The organism is Ruegeria profundi, from assembly GCF_020171505.1.
In the GTDB taxonomy this organism is placed as follows: Bacteria; Pseudomonadota; Alphaproteobacteria; order Rhodobacterales; family Rhodobacteraceae; genus Ruegeria; species Ruegeria profundi.
Genome location: NZ_JAIUZS010000007.1, coordinates 190,290 through 207,664, shown reverse-complemented (window position 1 = coordinate 207,664; position 17,375 = coordinate 190,290). Strand labels below are relative to the sequence as shown.

The 17,375-nt window shown below is 56.3% G+C and carries 21 protein-coding genes; 7 read left to right on the top strand and 14 right to left on the bottom strand.

From position 1 onward, the window contains the following. From LCM21_RS20890 to LCM21_RS16570, 4 genes are all read right to left on the bottom strand, one after another. On the bottom strand, positions 1 to 447 hold the full coding sequence (locus tag LCM21_RS20890) for an NYN domain-containing protein (RefSeq protein WP_224891632.1): 447 nt from the start codon (positions 445 to 447) through the stop codon (positions 1 to 3). Between the two features lie 371 nt (positions 448 to 818). After that, a complete protein-coding gene (locus tag LCM21_RS16580) occupies positions 819 to 1,172 on the bottom strand; it encodes an MmcQ/YjbR family DNA-binding protein (protein WP_224891590.1) in 354 nt (117 codons plus the stop codon). Positions 1,173 to 1,220: 48 nt separating this feature from the next. After that, entirely contained in the window at positions 1,221 to 1,511 is a 291-nt protein-coding gene (locus LCM21_RS16575; RefSeq protein WP_068338279.1) for a hypothetical protein, read from the bottom strand. A gap of 98 nt (positions 1,512 to 1,609) precedes the next feature. Then, positions 1,610 to 2,032, bottom strand: coding sequence for an excalibur calcium-binding domain-containing protein (locus LCM21_RS16570; protein WP_224891589.1), 423 nt, complete (start codon positions 2,030 to 2,032; stop codon positions 1,610 to 1,612). Positions 2,033 to 2,153: 121 nt separating this feature from the next. Here LCM21_RS16570 and LCM21_RS16565 point away from each other — a divergent pair, with 121 nt between their 5' ends. Continuing rightward, positions 2,154 to 2,657 carry a HugZ family pyridoxamine 5'-phosphate oxidase gene (locus LCM21_RS16565; RefSeq protein WP_224891588.1) on the top strand — a complete coding sequence of 168 codons (504 nt, stop codon included), beginning with the start codon at positions 2,154 to 2,156 and terminating at the stop codon, positions 2,655 to 2,657. Here LCM21_RS16565 and LCM21_RS16560 read toward each other — a convergent pair. Both LCM21_RS16560 and LCM21_RS16555 read right to left on the bottom strand, forming a co-directional pair. Then, positions 2,642 to 3,049, bottom strand: a complete 408-nt coding sequence (locus LCM21_RS16560; protein WP_068338372.1) for a universal stress protein — start codon at positions 3,047 to 3,049, stop codon at positions 2,642 to 2,644. The two genes, LCM21_RS16565 and LCM21_RS16560, sit on opposite strands and share 16 nt — an antisense overlap. A 65-nt stretch (positions 3,050 to 3,114) precedes the next feature. Then, complete coding sequence (locus tag LCM21_RS16555) at positions 3,115 to 3,441, bottom strand: antibiotic biosynthesis monooxygenase family protein (RefSeq protein WP_068338276.1); 327 nt, start codon at positions 3,439 to 3,441, stop codon at positions 3,115 to 3,117. 179 nt (positions 3,442 to 3,620) lie between these two features. Between LCM21_RS16555 and LCM21_RS16550 the strand changes: the two genes are divergently transcribed. Then, the gene (locus LCM21_RS16550; protein WP_224891587.1) at positions 3,621 to 4,250 is read left to right on the top strand and encodes a hypothetical protein; all 630 of its coding nucleotides are present in this window, start codon (positions 3,621 to 3,623) and stop codon (positions 4,248 to 4,250) included. A 44-nt stretch (positions 4,251 to 4,294) separates the two neighbouring features. Here the strand turns inward: LCM21_RS16550 and LCM21_RS16545 are convergent, their stop codons facing one another. The 5 genes from LCM21_RS16545 to phhA all read right to left on the bottom strand — a co-directional run bounded on the left by LCM21_RS16545 (position 4,295) and on the right by phhA (position 10,034). Continuing rightward, on the bottom strand, positions 4,295 to 6,583 hold the full coding sequence (locus LCM21_RS16545; RefSeq protein WP_224891586.1) for a glycosyl hydrolase family 28-related protein: 2,289 nt from the start codon (positions 6,581 to 6,583) through the stop codon (positions 4,295 to 4,297). 142 nt (positions 6,584 to 6,725) lie between these two features. After that, positions 6,726 to 7,127: a DUF4864 domain-containing protein gene (locus LCM21_RS16540; RefSeq protein WP_224891585.1), complete on the bottom strand. Its 402-nt coding sequence runs from the start codon at positions 7,125 to 7,127 to the stop codon at positions 6,726 to 6,728. A gap of 48 nt (positions 7,128 to 7,175) precedes the next feature. After that, positions 7,176 to 8,750: a lysine--tRNA ligase gene (locus tag LCM21_RS16535; RefSeq protein ID WP_224891584.1), complete on the bottom strand. Its 1,575-nt coding sequence runs from the start codon at positions 8,748 to 8,750 to the stop codon at positions 7,176 to 7,178. A 122-nt stretch (positions 8,751 to 8,872) separates the two neighbouring features. Continuing rightward, positions 8,873 to 9,226 (bottom strand): 4a-hydroxytetrahydrobiopterin dehydratase, encoded by a 354-nt coding sequence (locus LCM21_RS16530; RefSeq protein WP_224891583.1) that lies wholly within the window; start codon positions 9,224 to 9,226, stop codon positions 8,873 to 8,875. Positions 9,227 to 9,233: 7 nt separating this feature from the next. Continuing rightward, entirely contained in the window at positions 9,234 to 10,034 is an 801-nt protein-coding gene (gene phhA / locus LCM21_RS16525) for a phenylalanine 4-monooxygenase (RefSeq protein ID WP_224891582.1), read from the bottom strand. 108 nt (positions 10,035 to 10,142) lie between these two features. Here phhA and LCM21_RS16520 point away from each other — a divergent pair, with 108 nt between their 5' ends. Together LCM21_RS16520 and LCM21_RS16515 are read left to right on the top strand one after the other, a co-directional pair. Next, positions 10,143 to 10,610 carry an Lrp/AsnC family transcriptional regulator gene (locus LCM21_RS16520; RefSeq protein ID WP_224891581.1) on the top strand — a complete coding sequence of 156 codons (468 nt, stop codon included), beginning with the start codon at positions 10,143 to 10,145 and terminating at the stop codon, positions 10,608 to 10,610. 83 nt (positions 10,611 to 10,693) lie between these two features. Continuing rightward, entirely contained in the window at positions 10,694 to 11,116 is a 423-nt protein-coding gene (locus LCM21_RS16515; RefSeq protein WP_068338262.1) for a tellurite resistance TerB family protein, read from the top strand. A 2-nt stretch (positions 11,117 to 11,118) separates the two neighbouring features. Here the strand turns inward: LCM21_RS16515 and dacB are convergent, their stop codons facing one another. The 3 genes from dacB to LCM21_RS16500 all read right to left on the bottom strand — a co-directional run bounded on the left by dacB (position 11,119) and on the right by LCM21_RS16500 (position 13,787). Then, positions 11,119 to 12,597 carry a D-alanyl-D-alanine carboxypeptidase/D-alanyl-D-alanine endopeptidase gene (gene dacB / locus LCM21_RS16510; protein WP_224891580.1) on the bottom strand — a complete coding sequence of 493 codons (1,479 nt, stop codon included), beginning with the start codon at positions 12,595 to 12,597 and terminating at the stop codon, positions 11,119 to 11,121. Between the two features lie 66 nt (positions 12,598 to 12,663). Beyond that, positions 12,664 to 13,284: a nicotinate-nucleotide adenylyltransferase gene (locus LCM21_RS16505; protein ID WP_224891631.1), complete on the bottom strand. Its 621-nt coding sequence runs from the start codon at positions 13,282 to 13,284 to the stop codon at positions 12,664 to 12,666. Positions 13,285 to 13,316: 32 nt separating this feature from the next. Further along, entirely contained in the window at positions 13,317 to 13,787 is a 471-nt protein-coding gene (locus tag LCM21_RS16500) for an MOSC domain-containing protein (protein ID WP_224891579.1), read from the bottom strand. 137 nt (positions 13,788 to 13,924) lie between these two features. Between LCM21_RS16500 and ettA the strand changes: the two genes are divergently transcribed. From ettA to LCM21_RS16485, 3 genes are all read left to right on the top strand, one after another. Next, positions 13,925 to 15,592 carry an energy-dependent translational throttle protein EttA gene (ettA, locus tag LCM21_RS16495; RefSeq protein WP_068338255.1) on the top strand — a complete coding sequence of 556 codons (1,668 nt, stop codon included), beginning with the start codon at positions 13,925 to 13,927 and terminating at the stop codon, positions 15,590 to 15,592. A gap of 32 nt (positions 15,593 to 15,624) precedes the next feature. Then, positions 15,625 to 16,335, top strand: coding sequence for a hypothetical protein (locus LCM21_RS16490; protein ID WP_224891578.1), 711 nt, complete (start codon positions 15,625 to 15,627; stop codon positions 16,333 to 16,335). Positions 16,336 to 16,565: 230 nt separating this feature from the next. Next, positions 16,566 to 17,321, top strand: coding sequence for a sulfotransferase family protein (locus LCM21_RS16485; protein WP_224891577.1), 756 nt, complete (start codon positions 16,566 to 16,568; stop codon positions 17,319 to 17,321). The last annotated feature ends 54 nt before the right edge of the window (positions 17,322 to 17,375 follow it).

The following is a 17,375-nucleotide window of genomic DNA, read 5'->3' as shown; positions in this document are numbered from 1 at the left end:
CTATCTTAAGCAGACTTGATTGTTTTTTATTCTCCCCCGCAAAAACGCGTCCTGCTTTGTAACTCTGGGAAAATGCTCTTGCCAGTCTCTAAAGCGATCATTTGTGACGATAAGTGCCCTCAACCTTTCCGCATCGCTGATCAAGAGCGGATCGGCAGGTGTTCCTTTTGGCGAAACTGTAATTCGACGCGCCGGATATCGAAGAGCTTTTGATAGACTGGCGGAATTCATGTATCGGCCAGAGACCAAGTAACCGACGTTTGCATCGAACCACAGTACTGGCTCAAAACCATCTAGAACCAATTTTTGAATGACCAATCTGACCGAGTGCAAATTAGGTTCGTCTTTGTCCCAATACAGCACATTCGATCCGTCAACTATAACCCAGTTTGTTCGTTTGCGGAGTTTGAATCTCAGTAGCAAAATTGAAGCTACGACGGTTCCCATTGAACCCAACAGCAGTGGCAGTGTCAAATTCGGGCCGAAAGTCACTACAGACCAAAATGTGAGACTTGCTGAAATAAGCAGAAGAAGAGATGATCCAATCATTCTTAGGTTGATAGCAAATTTACAAGACTCTGCAATACAACGATTCTACCGCTTCTGTAGCCCAATCACACCTCAAACCTGCAGCTCTGCATTCCCCCTTTCCATAAAAAATCATAGATCGCATTCCCGTACGGTTTCCATGACGAATCTGGACAACCTTCTCAGCACGCATGAAGCCCAAGGCTCAATAATCCGAGAACGCAGCACACACGTAGTGCCGGCGGAAGATTTACGCGACGCGAAGCACCCAGCACCTAGTATCACCCACCCTAAACCCCCAGCTCTGTCCTCATCTTCTTGGTCAGCTTGGCCACGACCAGATCATAAGACGTCAGGATATGTTCGCGCAGGGACGCGTCGCTCATCCCGCGTTCTTCGTAGACCTGTAGCCATTTCATCCCCCGTGAGGCCAGATAGGGGGCGGGGCGGATGCCGGGTTCATCCTGAAGCACCTCGAAGGCCAGATCGGTGGCTTTGAACGTGAAGGCATCGCGCCCCTCGTTCCAACCGCAGATAGCAAACACCTTGCTGCCCACTTTCCACACATCCGCATTACCCCATTGCACCACGTGAGACGTGGCTTTGAGGCTGGCGCAAAAACTGTTGAACTCATCGCGTGTCATCGCCCAAAGATTGGCGATTGATCGAAATAAGGCAAGCTGTGTCGGGCTTTATCCCTTGTCCCAATGGACAACTACGTCAAACCCGGCAGGCGATGGCGGGCCTTCGAGGAACTCAGCAAAATGGCCCCACAGCTCGGCCACTTTTGGCGCGTTTGCGTTCGATTTCTCCTCGCTTTGCACGACAGCAACAACAAAACCGGTGCCGTCTTCATTCATGACATTGGTAAAGCTGTGCATACCGTCCATGCCCATGATCTGATCTTTCAATTCGTTCATTTTAGCCTCGGCAGCATTGCGCATGCCGGGCTTCATTTTGAACTGAGTAATGCGTGCAAACATGTCTTTCCTCCCTGTCAGGGCGAAACCCCCAATGACGGCCAAAACGGCGCGTCAGGTGCAGTGTAACATACCCTCGGGGATTCTCTCAAAGTTCGGGATCAGGGCCGCACGAACTTGGCGGTTCCGACCCTGCGTGCTGCGGGTGCCTCGGTGTGCTGCGGCGGCGCGCTTGGTTCGAAAACCACGCTGCGGGTGTCGCAGGCCACGCCATCGCCATCCGGGTCATTGCGCTTGTGATAGCCTGGCCCACCGGCCACAAAGGGTCCTGGCACGATGTTTTCGACCGCGTTACATCCAGCTAAGGCAATCAGGTGCAGCAACGCCTCATCATGTTCGAATTCCGAGGTCCGCAGATAAACACCGACCGCGATGCCGATAGTGGTCACAGGCAGCATAAGAACCATGAGCATGATTCTAATCGGCGACAGGGCACGCTTGCGCAAGGCCTCTGCCCGTCGCTGGCGTCGCGAAACTTTCAGGGCGGGGGTGTCCATGTTTTCTATGCGCGTCTTGTAGGACATGGCATTCTGTTAAACCGAGTTTGTGGCGAAACCGAGACGTAAGACCGGCCGGAAACCAGCCCTCGCACAGACCCACGGATGCGGCTATCGTTTGAGCTCTGGAAACAGCGAGACAGAAGACATGAGCCGAACCGACCCCTTCCGCCCGGTCGACGATATTGCCCGTACGTTAGCCCGCGAGTTGATCGATGGCGCGTGCCATGCCGCCCTTGCTACCTTGCGACCGGACCTTGGGCTGCCTTCGGTATCGCGCATCGCGCTGGCCACGGATGAATCAGGCGGACCGGTGACGCTGATCTCGACTCTGGCGGATCATACCCAGGCGCTGCGCACCAACCCGGCCTGTGCGCTGCTGGTCGGGGACCCCGGCAAAACCGGTGATCCCCTGACCCATCCTCGGTTGACGCTGCACGCCACAGCCCGTTTCATTTCACGCGAAAGCACTGACCACACTGCTTTGCGGTCGCGATATCTGACCTTGCGGCCGAAAGCGAAACTCTATGTCGATTTCGCCGATTTCGGTTTTGTTCGGTTCGACATCTCAGATGCCTTGCTAAATGGTGGATTCGGCAAAGCGTGGCGGCTTACCCAAGCAGATCTGTGGCGCGATCAGCGCACCACGTGAACCGCGCAGGCGGCATGACGCACCACATGGTTGGTGGTCGACCCCAGCAGAAGGTCCTGCATGCCCGGCCGATGTGACGCCATGATAATCAGGTCCGGTTTGTGAGTTTCCGCCCAGTCCAGAATGGTGCGTCCGGAATGCCCCTCAACCACCTCACCGGTTGCATTGGGCAGTTTGGCCGCCAGGTCATCCAACTCGACCTTCAGGGCCTTGCGGGCCTCGGACAAGTATTCGGGTGGCATATACGAAATCGCATAGCTTGGTATGTGTTCGACCACATGCAATAGCGTGACCCTTGCATCTGGCGTCGAGAGCAGTTCAGCCAGTTTTAGCGGTCCGGAAATGTCCCGTTCAGCATCAAAGGATATGGGGACAAGAATATTGTGGTACATGGCGCGCGCCTCCGTTTTCGTTTCTGCAACCTGGATGGCGCGGCGCGCCAAGTCATTGATCTAGGTCAGAAACTGCCGAATGTTTCAGCCACATCATACATGACCGGCTCAAAGCTTTTGCACAGCTCGTTGATCTTGCGGTTGCGATCCCGCATTTCAGGAGTGCGCAGCATAGCCAGAAAATCTTCGCGCCGGGTCCATTGCGAATAGTTGGCAATTCGCGTCTGTGCATCATTGACGTGCAGACCAGCGGCAACGAACCCTGGCTGTTTCGAAATGAACTCGGAATAGGCATCGGTCAGCGCCTCAAGCAGGTCTTGGCAGGTGCCCGGAGTCATTTCAAAAGTGGTGATGACCGTCTGGACGCTCGCATTCTCGGAAATTTTCGGCATCTGGATACTCCCTTATCTATCCCAAGACTAACACAGTAATTGGTAAGGTCTTGCGTTTCGCTGGATGACACTGCCACTTTTGTTGGTTTCCAAGAAATAAACAAAATACTAACCATCCGTTAACCACACTGGCCGATGCTCTGCGCATGTGCCGAGTCGTTTTTCTTTTTTTACTCCTAATGGCTGCAGCCCCGGCTTGGTCCGGCGCTTGGCTACGTGAAAAGGATGCTGCATTCACTGCGGCCTCGGTTACGGCTTTCAAAGACCCTGATGGCAGCTACAATTACAAAACCGCGCTGTATGCCGAATATGGGCTTAGGCCAAAGGTGACAATCGGTTTGGATTTGGAACAAAACCGGGACTACTTTGGCCACGCGCTTGTATTCGCGCGTGTTCCGGTTGCTGATTTCGATGACTGGGGGCGGTTTGCAGCAGAGTTCGGCGCTGGCGCGCACTACAGGCTGCTTGGGTCCTGGGCGATGTACAAATTGACCCTGTCTTACGGCAAAGGGTTCCAGACCGGGTTGGGCAACGGATGGTTGGCGGTTGACGCGGCATGGGAGAACCGCACGCATGATGCAGTGTTCCGCAAGCTCGACATTACCACTGGCCTGTCCGGGGACAGGCTGCTTAATCCCATGATGCAAATTGAAACGAGCTACACGCCTGAAAGCTCACTGTTTTGGACTGTTCGGCCTTCGGTCCTGATTCGTGGGCGAGACAACGGAAGGACCTGGGTGCTGGGCTTTGAACGCAATAAGGCACGCAACGACACGGGTGTTAAATTTGCACTCTGGAACACTTTCTGAAGTCAGCGAAGTGGCCGCCCGTGCGGGGGCGGCCACAAAAGGCATTAGCTTTCCATACGAATGAGGGTTGAGACTTCCCCACTAACAGCCTCGGGCCACCGCAGGTTGATGGCGTCTCTCGACGCACCTTGCTCCAGCTCAACATACGGGGTCGCATAGGTCGTCAGACCAAATACGTTTTTCAGCGGCCCCAGTGCGGTGACAGCATCGCAGCTGCGTGCGTAGCCACCAAATGGCAACTCTCCCACAGTCTGAATTGACCAAGCCTGCGATGCGGAACCTTGCGAATACGTCACCCGCAAGGGATTCGCGACTTTTTGGTCCACCCCGTGAAATGTATTGTTTTCGAACATGACATTCCGATGCGCATAGCTGTTCAGGCTGGCAAAAGAGGTATCCACCTGATCTACCCGATTGATGCTTCCGCTTGTGGACCGAAATTTGTTCCCTGTGACAACAACACCATTCAAGAAATGCCCCGCGCCATGCGGGCGGATGGTGATGTAGCTGAACCAGGGCGCAACTTCACTGGAATAGAAAATATTGTCGGTGATTGCCACCGAACTGAACGAAAACCCAGCTCGGTAGACAGGATCTGCATCCCTTTCGTTAGTCCACTGGATAAAGCAGTTGTCGATGTAATTCCCCGAGATGGTCGAGCTGTTATACGTGCCGATCATGATCAATCCGGGACTGCGAACGCCTTGCGGAATGCTGTCACCCTGAAAAAAGTGATTGCCAAGGATCATGTTGTTCGTACCACCGAGAACGGCAAAATGCAGGAACCGCACGGCCCTATTGTGGCGCAGCTTTACATCATTGGCCGTGGCATTCAGTGCGATGGACTTGCGATCCGAAACATTGAAAGATTCCTCGGTGGACAGGAACTGGCAAGTGTCGATCAACATTCCCTGACATCCCGTCCCGATCGAGGTGATCCCGCGGTCTTTGGGGCGGCTGATAAAACAGTTCGCCAACGCGAAGGTGCTGCCCGACGGAGCCAAACGGATGGCGCTGCTGCGGCCGTTGCACTGGAACTCGATCTGTTCCATTCCGAATTTGCGCAGGGTGCTGAAACCACTGAAATCCAGCAAATATTTGAACGATAAAAAGGTGAAGGTCTGCGTTCCGGCAGCATCATAGATAGGCGCGTTCAGCGTAATCTCACCCGCGCCCTCATTCTTCGAGCGGACATAAATCTCGCGCCCGACGCCGCTGCCCTGCACAAGCGAACCGACCGGGATGTTGGCAACATTGGCCACGTTCACCAGACGCGTGGGGTCGTTGGGGTTGTATGTTGCGACCGAGGTGAAAGTCTCGGTATCCCAGGCCGAGCTGTTTTGGACGTCGAATTGTCCATTGCGGATCACACGGCGGGTTGAGAAACCGGATTGCCGGTTCGGAACCGCAGCAGCCATATCAATCGGTTCGGTGACCGACACCTTGCGCCCACCCATATCCAATGACTCATGGTCCGAATTGTTCAGCAACGCCTGAAACGCTTTTTTAAACGCCAGCATTTCGTTGCCAAAAGCATTGATGTAGGTTGGCAGGTCAAAGCTTTTGGTCAAAAGCAGCATCTTATCGTCCGGCATCGTAACTGTGCCCTCGAAATCAATCTCAGATGCCATTGAGGTGTTCTGCGCCAGAAAATAGGTCCCTTCGGGAACAAACACCCGACGACCGTTGGCCGCCTGATCCGCAGCTTCGAACGCGGCGGAGTCATCTGTTACCCCATCCCCAACAGCACCAAAATCACGGACGTCCACCAGGCTGATCAGGTTTCGCAGAAACACGCCGGTGACGTCTGTGATCTCAATATCATCGACACGCACCACGGCTCCGTTCGCGCCGTCAATGTCGATACCGAAATGGCCGTACAGCGCCTCAACGCCCCAAGGCATGTCGACACCGGGCCGTTGGCCTGTACCGACAATTGCGGTGATTTCATGCACGGTGCCGTAACCGGATAGCTGCGTTGCCGGTCCCTGCTCAACAACACCGGTGACCTGCACATCTCCGGCACCGCCGGCCCACGCGGCGATGCGCACGTCGGGCAGCGGGCCGCTTATGGCTTTGACGCGTGCTTTGATCTGCAGGTAGCAGCCCGGCAATAACGGGGTCTGGCCCATGTAGCGCAAACGCTGCGTTGCGTTGACTTTCAAGATTTCGAGGCACCCGCCAAAATCCGCATCAGCGGGTACAAAAACGCCGGTTCCCGACCCGTCATAGGTCGGAGAACCCGGCGTTCCATCGCCACTGGACCACACATTCAGGCCATTCGCGAAAGCAGGCGGCATGAACACGATGCCGTCGGTGATTGCCTTATTCATAGAAATCCCTTTCCCAGTTGCGCCAGCGGCGGCCCGCCACGCGCATGAACCCAGTGTCCGGGGCGACACGTCCCGAACGCAAAAGCCTGAGTACTGAAAAGGGATTAACCGCCGATCATGTCACCGTGACGGTGATGTTGCGTCAGGCCGCAGGGTCGGAATTGCCCAAAAGCTGTACGCCGTTGATTTTCCACCCATTCTCAAGCGGAACCATTTGGTAATCGAGAATATGCACCTGGCCATCAATGTCGGTGATCATGACCTTTTGCCATAGCGATCCGGCCACGTCTCGCAGCTCCAGAAACCGCACTTCGGACGGACGCCAGACCATCGGATATCCACGCTTCACCATCACGCCGAAATTCTCGGGCGTCTGGAACAGGCGCTGGATACCGGGGCTGGCATAGGTAAAGGCTGTGGCAAAGTCATCAGCCTCAAACGCCTGAATTTGGGCTGCGATGTTTTTTTCGATCTCATCGCTCTGGGCGAGTGCCCCCGACGCCAGACCGGCACAAAACGAAATAGCAAGCAATAAACGACGCATGGGGCTACCTCCTGAACCAAGAGTAGCCCCACGTGATGTCAGGTCAAATCAGACCAGTTCACCGGCCAATGCCTTGTTGATCAGGTTGATCGTTTCGCTCACGCCGTATAGCGCGATGAATCCACCAAATCGCGGCCCCTGCGAGGCACCCAGCAGCACTTCATACAGCGCCGTGAACCAACCGCGCATCGGATCGAACCGCTCGCGCCCGATCGAGTAGACCACCGATTGCAGCGCCTCGTCTTCGATAGGCCCGTCATAGGACTCCAAAGCAGCCTTCAACGCCTCAAGCGCCTCACGCTCCTGATCCGTAGGCGCACGGTGCTGACGCGTTGGCTTGACGAAATCGTTGAAATAGCGCACCGCGAACCCGGCTGCCTGATCGAGGTCGGGATGACTCTCGGCTGTGGCCTCGGGCGCATAGCGGCGGATAAAGCCCCAAAGCGCCTCTTTGTCCTCGGCACCAGAAACCGACGCAAGGTTCAGTAGCATCGCGAAGGGCACGATCAAGGTCGACTCTGGAACATCACCGCCATGGATGTGCCAGACCGGGTTGTTCAACTGAGCCTTCAGGTCTTGCCCCGGATACGCACGCAACTGCTGGTGATACTCGTCATAGGCTTTCGGGATCACATCAAAATGCATCCGCTTGGCCGTCTTGGGCTTTTGATACATGAAATAGGCCAACGACTCGGTCGGCGCATAGGTCAGCCATTCGTCAATCGACACACCATTGCCAGAGGACTTGGATATCTTCTGACCGTTCTCATCAAGGAAAAGCTCATACGAGAAATGCTCGGGCGCCCGCCCGCCCAACGCGCGACAGATCCCATCGTAAATCTTTTCGTTGGTCGCGTGCTCCTTGCCATACATCTCGAAATCGACGCCCAAAGCCGCCCAACGCGCACCAAAGTCCGGCTTCCACTGAAGCTTGACGTTGCCACCGGTGACGGGAACGGTCCATTCCTTGCCATCCTCGTCATCGAAGGTAACAGTATAGGTCTCGGCACAGACCTTTTTCATGGGCACGTACAGAACCCTGCCCGTTTCCGGATGGATTGGCAGGAAGATCGAATATGTTTGCTGCCGCTCTTCCCGCAGGCTTTTCAGCATGATGGCCATCACGTCATCATATTTCTCGACAGCGCGCTTCAGGATTTCGTCGAACTGACCGGACTCGTAGAACTCTTTGGCCGAGTAAAACTCATACTCGAAACCAAACGTGTCCAGGAACCGGCGCAGCATCGCGTTGTTATGCTCACCAAAGCTGGGATATTCGCCAAACGGATCAGGGACCGAGGTCAACGGGCGCTGCAGATGTTCTTCCAGCTTCTCGGGATTGGGCACGTTGCTGGGAACCTTGCGCATACCGTCCAGATCGTCCGAGAAACAGATCAGCTTGGTCGGAATGTCGGACAGTGCCTCAAACGCGCGCTTGACCATCGTGGTCCGCGCCACCTCACCGAACGTTCCGATATGCGGCAATCCCGACGGGCCGTACCCTGTTTCAAACAGCACGTATCCCTTTTCCGGAGCACCTTTCTGATAGCGTTTGAGCAACCGGCGCGCCTCTTCAAAAGGCCAGGCCTTGGACGACATCGCGGTTTCGCGCAGTTCAGACATATTTATTTGCTCCATCGGGAAAAACAGCGTCAGCCGCCGCATGCAACCGACCGGCCCCTCCTATTGTGCCGGTGCAGCATGAGTCAATAAAGCCCGCTGTTTTTCGTGATGGAACGGCTATTTTACGCAGTCATCTGGTCCAGTTTCGCAGCCCAGATAAAGTCATTCTCACTCAGGCCACCGATTTCATGCGTGGTCAGCTTGACGTCAACATAGCCCCAGCCAAAAGTTACATCCGGGTGATGCCCCTGCTGATCTGCCAGCCACGCGTAGAGATTGGCCAGATAGGTCGCCTTGGCGAACCCTTTGAATTTGTAATGACGGCTCAGCTCTTTGGTTTCGGCGTCCAGTCTCCAATCAGGCGCGAGTTTGGCCATATGCGTTTCGGCCTCGGCTTGGGTCAAAGCCGGAACGCCACCGGAACAGGGCACACAGGTTCGGTCGGACAGGCTGCTGGTCTCTGCTGATTGTGGCATTACGGCTTCACTCCGCTGCGGTTGACTTGGGTGGGAACTTGTTTGGCAGCAATCCAAGGGATTGCGCCTGATGTACATCTGCCAGCAAGTCACGCTCGGCGGCTGCAAACAGCTCCTCGGGTGAGTTTAACACGAAGTAACCCATCTGATGCATGTCGATCCGATACGGCGTGCGCAGAATAGTCAGAACATCGAACGGGTCGCGGTCGGGAATATCGCTTTCTACGGCGTAGACAAGTTCCGTAGGCGATGACGCAAGCCCCGACCCCAGCGCCTTGATCTCACCATCCTGACGGCGCAGCCCGAATTCGATTGAGAACCAGTAAAGCCGGATCAACCAGGCATAGTCTTTTTCGCGGGCCTGTACGCCCGCCTTTCCGATCGCATGGCTGAACGCTGCAAAACGTGGGTCGCTAAGCAATGGGGTGTGGCCGAAAATCTCATGAAAGATGTCGGGCTCTTCGATGTAATCGAAATCCTCACGCGACCGGATGAAGGACGCGGCGGGGAACACCCTGTCCGCCAGCATACCAAAGAAGGTCTTGAACCCGATCAGCGCCGGAACGGGCTGCACCCGCCAACCCGTCAGGTCCAAAAGCCGTTCCGAGATGTCCGCACAAGACGGCACGCGGGTTTTTGGCAAGTCCAGCCGACCCAGCCCGGCAAGATAGTCGCGGGCCATGTAACGCTGCACATTCTCTTGCTGCGCGGCGTAAAGATCAGCCCAAACGGCGTCTTCCTCGGCTGTATAGGTGATGTGGCCGCGTGCATCGGCCACTTTGGAAACATACTTGGTCGACTTTGGCATCACTTTTCCTCCGGTCAGAAAGTGTAGCCAGGAAACCCGGTGGTTTTCGTTTGAAACCTCAAAGAAGTTAGGTCATTTTGACATATATATTTCGCGGGGTCAGATTAAATGAAACAAAATCTCCAATCCGCTGATATTGCCATCCTGCGCCAGCTTCAGATTGATGGCCGATTGTCGATGCAAGAGCTTGCGGACCGTACCGGCCTATCTGCCTCGCAATGCTGGCGTCGCGTGCGCGATCTCGAAGCGTCTGGTGTGGTGTCCGGGTATACTGCGCAGGTACGAGCCAAATCCGTAGGTCTCGACGCCATCGCATATGTCCATGTCGCGCTGCGCGATCACCAAGAGGAAAGCATCACGTCGTTTCAGCGGCTTGTTGAAACAGAACCGCAGATCGTCGAATGCGCCTCAATCACCGGCGATCATGATTTCATTCTGAAGGTTTATGCCAAAACACCCGAAAACCTGGAACACTTCATCATGCAGCGGCTGCTGAAATCCGGCTTGGTGCGCGATACCCGCAGCAATTTCGTGCTGCGCCAGACCAAAACGAGGGGACCGTTGCCGATTCTCTGACCGGGTCGAGGGCAAAATCCGTTGAACCTGCCTTTCAGTCCACCTATCGTGCGGGTGCAGAAAAGCCCAAGCAGGACGACACCATGACCCAACAAGTAGCTCACCCAATGTCCCCACAGGATTGCCTTGTTGCGATCATGGTCGCGATCTCTGCGTCAGATGAAACGATCCGGACGGCCGAATTGGTCAAGATCGAAGGCGCAGTCAACATGCTGCCGGTTTTCGCGGAATATGATGCTGACCGTACGCGGCGCGTATCCCAAGTCGTGTTCGACCTTTTCGAACAGGAAGACGGGCTCGACGCCCTGTTTGGCCTGATCCGCGACAACCTGCCGGACCGGCTGCATGAAACGGCCTATGCGCTGGCCTGTGATGTCGCCGCGGCGGATGGGTCCCTGGCCGAGACCGAGCTTCGCCTGCTGGAAGAAATCCGCTATGAGTTGAACATCGATCGCCTGCACGCAGCGGCCATTGAACGCGGTGCCCGGGCGCGCCACACGACCTGAGCTTAACTGCCCTGCAGCGATCCCCACCGTTCGATCAAGGCACGTTGCAGCTTGCGGGACCTGCGGTTCCAGCTGCGGGCGCCGTCGGGTCGTTCGCGCAGCGCGCGGGGGATCGTCGCACGGTGGCCGACATCGGCGGTAAAGATTGCAAACGCCAGTTCCGATCCATCCGGAGCTGTCATGAACCCGCCCAGCCCTGACACGAAATTCAGTGTTCCGGTTTTGGCATCCACCTTGATTGGATGATCCCTGACCGGACGACCCTGACTGTCGACTAGGGCGAACTTCTTCAGCAGCGGTCGCAGTACGCCGTCCTTTCGGGCAGCGACCAAAGCTGTCACCAGATCTTCCGGTGCCACGCGGGACGCATCACCCAACCCCGAATGATCCACCATCGCAATCCCGGTCGCGCCGTAAGTTTCATTAGCCCATCGATTCATCTCGGCCGCCGAATCCGCCAGGCCTTGAATGTCCACCCCGCGCGCTCTGGACGCCGCCATGCCCACCATTTCTGCGGTGATATTGGTTGAGTATTTCAGCATCCCCCGCAGGATGCTTTCCAACGGATCACTCCGGTGGACAACCAAAACCTGCCCCTGGGGCGTTTCCCGCGTGATTTGAACACGCCCAAGAACAATCCCGTTAGACCGAGCCAGCGTCCGGAACACATCTCCTGAATAAAGCGCAGGTTTGCGGACAGGTAGCCAACGCGCGCCACCATTGCCCAACGCAGCGCGGGCGACTGTCCAGCGATCCTGCCGCGCGCTTGGCTGATAGGTGTAGATAGGCAAGTTACGTTTCTCAACACGCATCGCGGCCGTATCAACGGACGGTCTGTAGCGGGCAGTTCGGGCGTCCATGGTCACATCATACCCGTTGCCGGCCCGCTTCCACTCAAAATGGACACGGTTGAAATTCAGCGAAATGCCACTGATCGACGGGCTGTATCCCAGATGATCCGGCTGCCCCGGATCAATGCTGAACACATAGGGCAAAGCGCCGTCATACACCTTGAACGCCCCGCGCACCTCGGTAATGCCGGCTTCACGCAGGTTCGCGGCCATGTTGGCAAGGACATCGGTGTCCAATAACGGGTCCGCGCCACCCACCAGGATCAGATCCCCCTTCAACACCCCATTTTCAATGGGACCATCAGCCATCAAAGCGGTTTCAAATCGGTGGTCCGCACCCAGAACATCCAACGCATACAGCGCGGTCAAAGCTTTACCGACACTCGCGGGTGGCAAGCCCTGATTACCGCCAAACGCCTCAAGCTGTGCGCCGGTTTCTACATCGGCCACGGCAAAGACAACCTCGCCTCGTAACCTTGCGGCCTGTATAAGGCGCTCTGCCCCACTGGGCAGGTCGCCCCGCATCTGTGGCCGTAAGGAATGCACAGGTGCATCGGCCAAAGCCTGACCCGACAGGACAGAGACCCCAAGACCTGTAAGAAACAGACGTCGCGAAATACGTTCAACCATGGGTCAATTAAAATCCCAGAGATCACAGGCGCACAACCATTGAATAAGATTATGCGCCGATAGGGGCTATTCGGGCAACACCCTGCCGCTCCAATCGCCGCGACTTCTGATCTCGGTCGAGCTGACATTGATCATCGGTGCGTTGATAAAACACCACGCCGGAGCCTGCGCCCGCCCCAGCAAGTGCCGCGCCTGCCCGTCGATGCGATACTTTGCGTAAATCCGCGCTGCCGGAGACATCCTTGCGGAAATCCTGTCTCCCGGTCGCGCGACTACGCCCACGGGAACGCTGTCCATGATCAAACGCCAGTCTTTCCATTTGTGGAACTGCGCCAGATTGTCAGCCCCCATAAGCCACACGAATTTCACGTGTGGGTAAAGGCGTCGTAACGCCGCCAGCGTGTCAGCGGTTGCCCGTGTCCCGGTTAAGGCCTCCAGGTCAGTGACTTCAACGCGCGGATGCCTCATCACCGTCTTGGCCGCATTGACCCGTCGCGCCAGCGGTGCCGGCCCACGTTCCTTCAAAGGATTGCCCGGCGACACCAGCCACCATACCCGATCCAGTCCAAACGCCTTCATCGCCTCAAGCGTGACATGCACATGCCCCGGATGCGGCGGATCAAATGACCCGCCGAACAATCCCACCACCTGCCCGGACCGCGCATATGGAATAGAGCTTCGCAACATCCCTTGCTGTTGTTCAGAACTGCGGGTCGTTGTCAATCAACAGGTTGCACCTTATCGCCTAGCTTGACCCGCCCGGGCCGCACCACTTCGGCGCACCATCCCCCGTGCCCACGGACGGCGGAATAGGCGCCCTTTCCCAGCGCCTCTTCCATCCGGCTGCAGGGCGCGCAGATGACGGTAAAGCGCAAAACCGCCTCGCCCACCCGTACCTCGCGCCCCTTGAGCGCCGACAGATTAATCCCCGATACCACCAGATTGCGCCGCAGAATGTCCGGCGCGACCGGCCCTTGCCCCAGATACGAGCCAATCGCTGAAAGATGCTCTTGCTGGATCAGCGTCACCGCCCGCTTGCCCGCGCGGCCCCGGTCGCCATCAAGCCCATTTGCAGTAAGGGCAAGCTCTTCCACTACAGTCATGGGCGCGCGCCGATCCGGCCGCACACCGATCCATTCGATCCGTCCAGGCTGTGCCCAACCTGCGATCAATTCAGCCAATTCCGACAAATCACCCCCCTATTCCGTGTCGCCAACCTAGCCGACACGTGTGAGCGGTAAAAATCACAAAACCTCCAGCTTGCCCCGCCCGCCCGGCTTGGATATCTAGCGTTGCAACCTGAATTCCCCGACCCAAAGGACGCGACATGGCCGCCTATCAATATGTCTACCACATGCAGGGTGTCTCGAAGACCTATCCCGGTGGCAAGAAGTGCTTTGAAAACATCCACCTGAGCTTTCTGCCCGGCGTGAAAATTGGCGTTGTCGGCGTCAACGGCGCGGGTAAGTCGACCCTGATGAAGATCATGGCGGGCCTCGACACCGACTACACGGGTGAGGCATGGGCGGCTGAGGGCGCAAAGGTCGGCTATCTGCCGCAGGAACCGCAGCTGGATGAATCCCTCACCGTTCGTGAAAATGTCATGCTGGGCGTGGCCGGGAAAAAGGCCAAGGTTGATCGCTTCAACGAAATCGCCATGGAGATCGCCGAGAATTATTCGGACGAGCTGATGGAGGAAATGACCACCCTGCAGGACGCGATCGACGCCGAGAACCTCTGGGACCTCGACAGCCAGATCGACGTCTCGATGGAGGCGCTGCGCTGTCCGCCCGACGACGCTAATGTCGAAACGCTGTCAGGCGGTGAAAAACGCCGCGTTGCGCTCTGCAAGCTGCTGCTGGAAGCGCCCGATATGCTGCTGCTCGACGAACCGACCAACCACCTGGACGCCGAGACCATCGCCTGGCTGCAACAGCACCTGATCGACTACAAGGGCACCATCCTGATCGTCACCCACGACCGCTATTTCCTGGATGACATCACCGGCTGGATTCTGGAGCTCGACCGTGGCCGCGGCATTCCTTATGAGGGCAACTATTCCTCATGGCTGGAACAAAAGGCCAAACGGCTGGAGCAGGAAGCGCGCGAGGACAAGTCCAAGCAGAAGACCCTGCAGCGCGAACTGGAATGGATGCGCCAAGGTCAAAAGGCCCGTCAGGCCAAATCCAAAGCCCGGATCAACGCCTATAACGATCTGGCCGAACAGTCCGAGCGGGAAAAGCTGACCCGCGCCCAGATCGTCATACCCAACGGCCAGCGCCTTGGCGGAAAGGTGATCGAGGTCGAAGGCCTGTCGAAACACATGGGCGACAAGCAACTGATCGAAGGGCTGGACTTCGCCCTGCCCCCCGGCGGCATTGTCGGTGTCATCGGCCCCAACGGTGCAGGTAAATCGACCCTGTTCAAGATGCTGACCGGTCAGGAACAACCCGACAGCGGCACCATTACGCTGGGCGACACTGTGCAGCTTTCTTATGTCGACCAGTCGCGCGACGACCTCAAGGACAACGACACCGTGTGGGAGGCGATCACAGGCGGCGCCGAGGTCATCCAACTGGGCGATGCACAGGTCAATTCCCGCGCTTATTGCTCATCCTTCAACTTCAAGGGCGGCGACCAGCAGAAGAAGGTCTCGCTGCTATCAGGTGGTGAGCGTAACCGCGTCCACATGGCCCGCCTGCTGAAAGAGGGCGGCAACGTGCTGCTGCTCGACGAACCAACCAATGATCTGGACGTCGAAACTCTACGCGCACTGGAAGACGCCCTCGTCGATTTCGCCGGCTGCGCCGTGGTCATCAGCCACGACCGCTTTTTCCTCGACCGGATTTGCACGCATATTCTGGCCTTTGAGGGCGACGCGCATGTTGAGTGGTTCGAGGGCAATTTCGAAGATTACGAAGAGGACAAGAAGCGCAGGCTCGGCCCGGACGCACTGGAGCCCAAGCGGTTGAAGCACAAGAAGTTTGCGCGGTGATCGGCTTTATCAAAGCCCGCAGGGAAAAATGGATGCGGAGCGTCCGAAAAAGGCTCGCGCCGCTGCAATTGCGGCGTCTGCTGCAAAATGCCCCGGAAAACTGTGTCATTGTCGCAAGCAATGGCCGGTCAGGCAGCACGATGACTTTCCTGGCTCTTTTAAAATCATTGAAAAAAATCAAGCCCAGAGCCGTGAAACACTCGAGCTTTGTCGCCCGCATGAATGACGCGACATTTCGTGCACCCTGCGTATACAAAACACATGACTTCCCACAGTCCTTGTCCTCTTGGCCGGAAAACACACGTGTCGTGTTCTGCTTTGGACCGGCCAAGGATTCCGCGTTTTCCGTCCATGCCGCGATGGAAGGATATGGTCCAGACTGGATCGAATCGCACTTCTATCACCTGCACGCCAATGGAACCTACGACGAACTGTTCGAGCGCGACGTGCTTCAGCAGGCGCGTCAAATCAAGGAATGGGTGACTTTCGAAGACGTTCCTGTTTTGTGTGTCCACTATGACGCGATTTGGGAATACCAGGATACCATCTCGCGCTTTACCGGGCTGGATTTCAAACCGCCTGAACGACGGGACCGCGCACCCAAGGACATTCCGGCTGACCTGAAGGCAAAAGCAGATCGTGTATATGACCCGATCGACGAGGTGATCGATCAGTTACCGCGCTGTTTTATTGCGTCCAAACGATACAGAACAACGGTTCAAGATCTGCCGGTATCCGATTAAACGCCATTGCATGCGGCTTCCTGTCCTCGCGCTGAGCCCCCAAAAATGCGCGCGCGACGGTCTTTGGCTTGATCCGAAACGCGCCTGAAACACGCCGGGTATCACGCGTTGCGCCGCCCCCCCCTTTTTGTTTTTGCCACAGCTTGCAAGCTTGGCAACGCGACCAAACTGTTTCAGTGTGCGTCTGTTGGCCAACACCACCGCAGACAGACAGCCAAAGGATCAAATTTGTGAGAGTACTTTTCTCCAAGGGCCTTGTTTTCATATCCAAACCGCGATGTGGCTCTACATCTATTCGTAAACATCTTTGGCCCTACATTTCCAAGAAACACGGGGACTTTGCAGTCGACGTAGCCGGTCAGGTCAAAAATTTTCACCCCCACGATACGGCGCCCTATGTCAAAGCTAAGCTGGCAGAGCTGTACCCCCATCACCCAAAGCTCAAATTTTTCATGACCACCCGACATCCCGCCGACATGCTGTGGTCCTATTATCGGTTTTTCCAACCAGACTCCGACAGCAACTACAACTACCAGCCCACGTGGGATGAGAACTCCAAGATGGACTTCGAACACTGGATTCAATTCGGCTCGGTAGGCATGGACCCGGCTTGGCAAGAGCTTGCACCCAGTTGGATTTCTACCGACAACCTGTCCCCACTCAGCCTTGAAGCCCACGTCTTTGATCGCGCGGGCAACAACCATATCAACCGTCTGTTTCGGCTAGAAAATACAGAACAGTTGAACCGGTGGTTGTCACGTCAAATGGACGACCGAAGATTTCCTGCTTTAGCCGAAGCGATACAAACTCGTAGTTTGAAAGCGCTTTCTCGCGCCAGAAAAAATCAAAAACAGCTTCCGCATGTCAACCAGTCGGAAGGAGCTGAAAAAACAGAGAAGGACAAAAAACCACTGGTCCTTTCGGAAAACAGCCTAAGAGCGATCCGAAAGATGTTCCCGATGGAAAGCAAGATGTACAATATCTGAACCAGCCCTGCTACGATCGGCTGTTTGTTGCCCAGACTGCACTTCCGATAGACG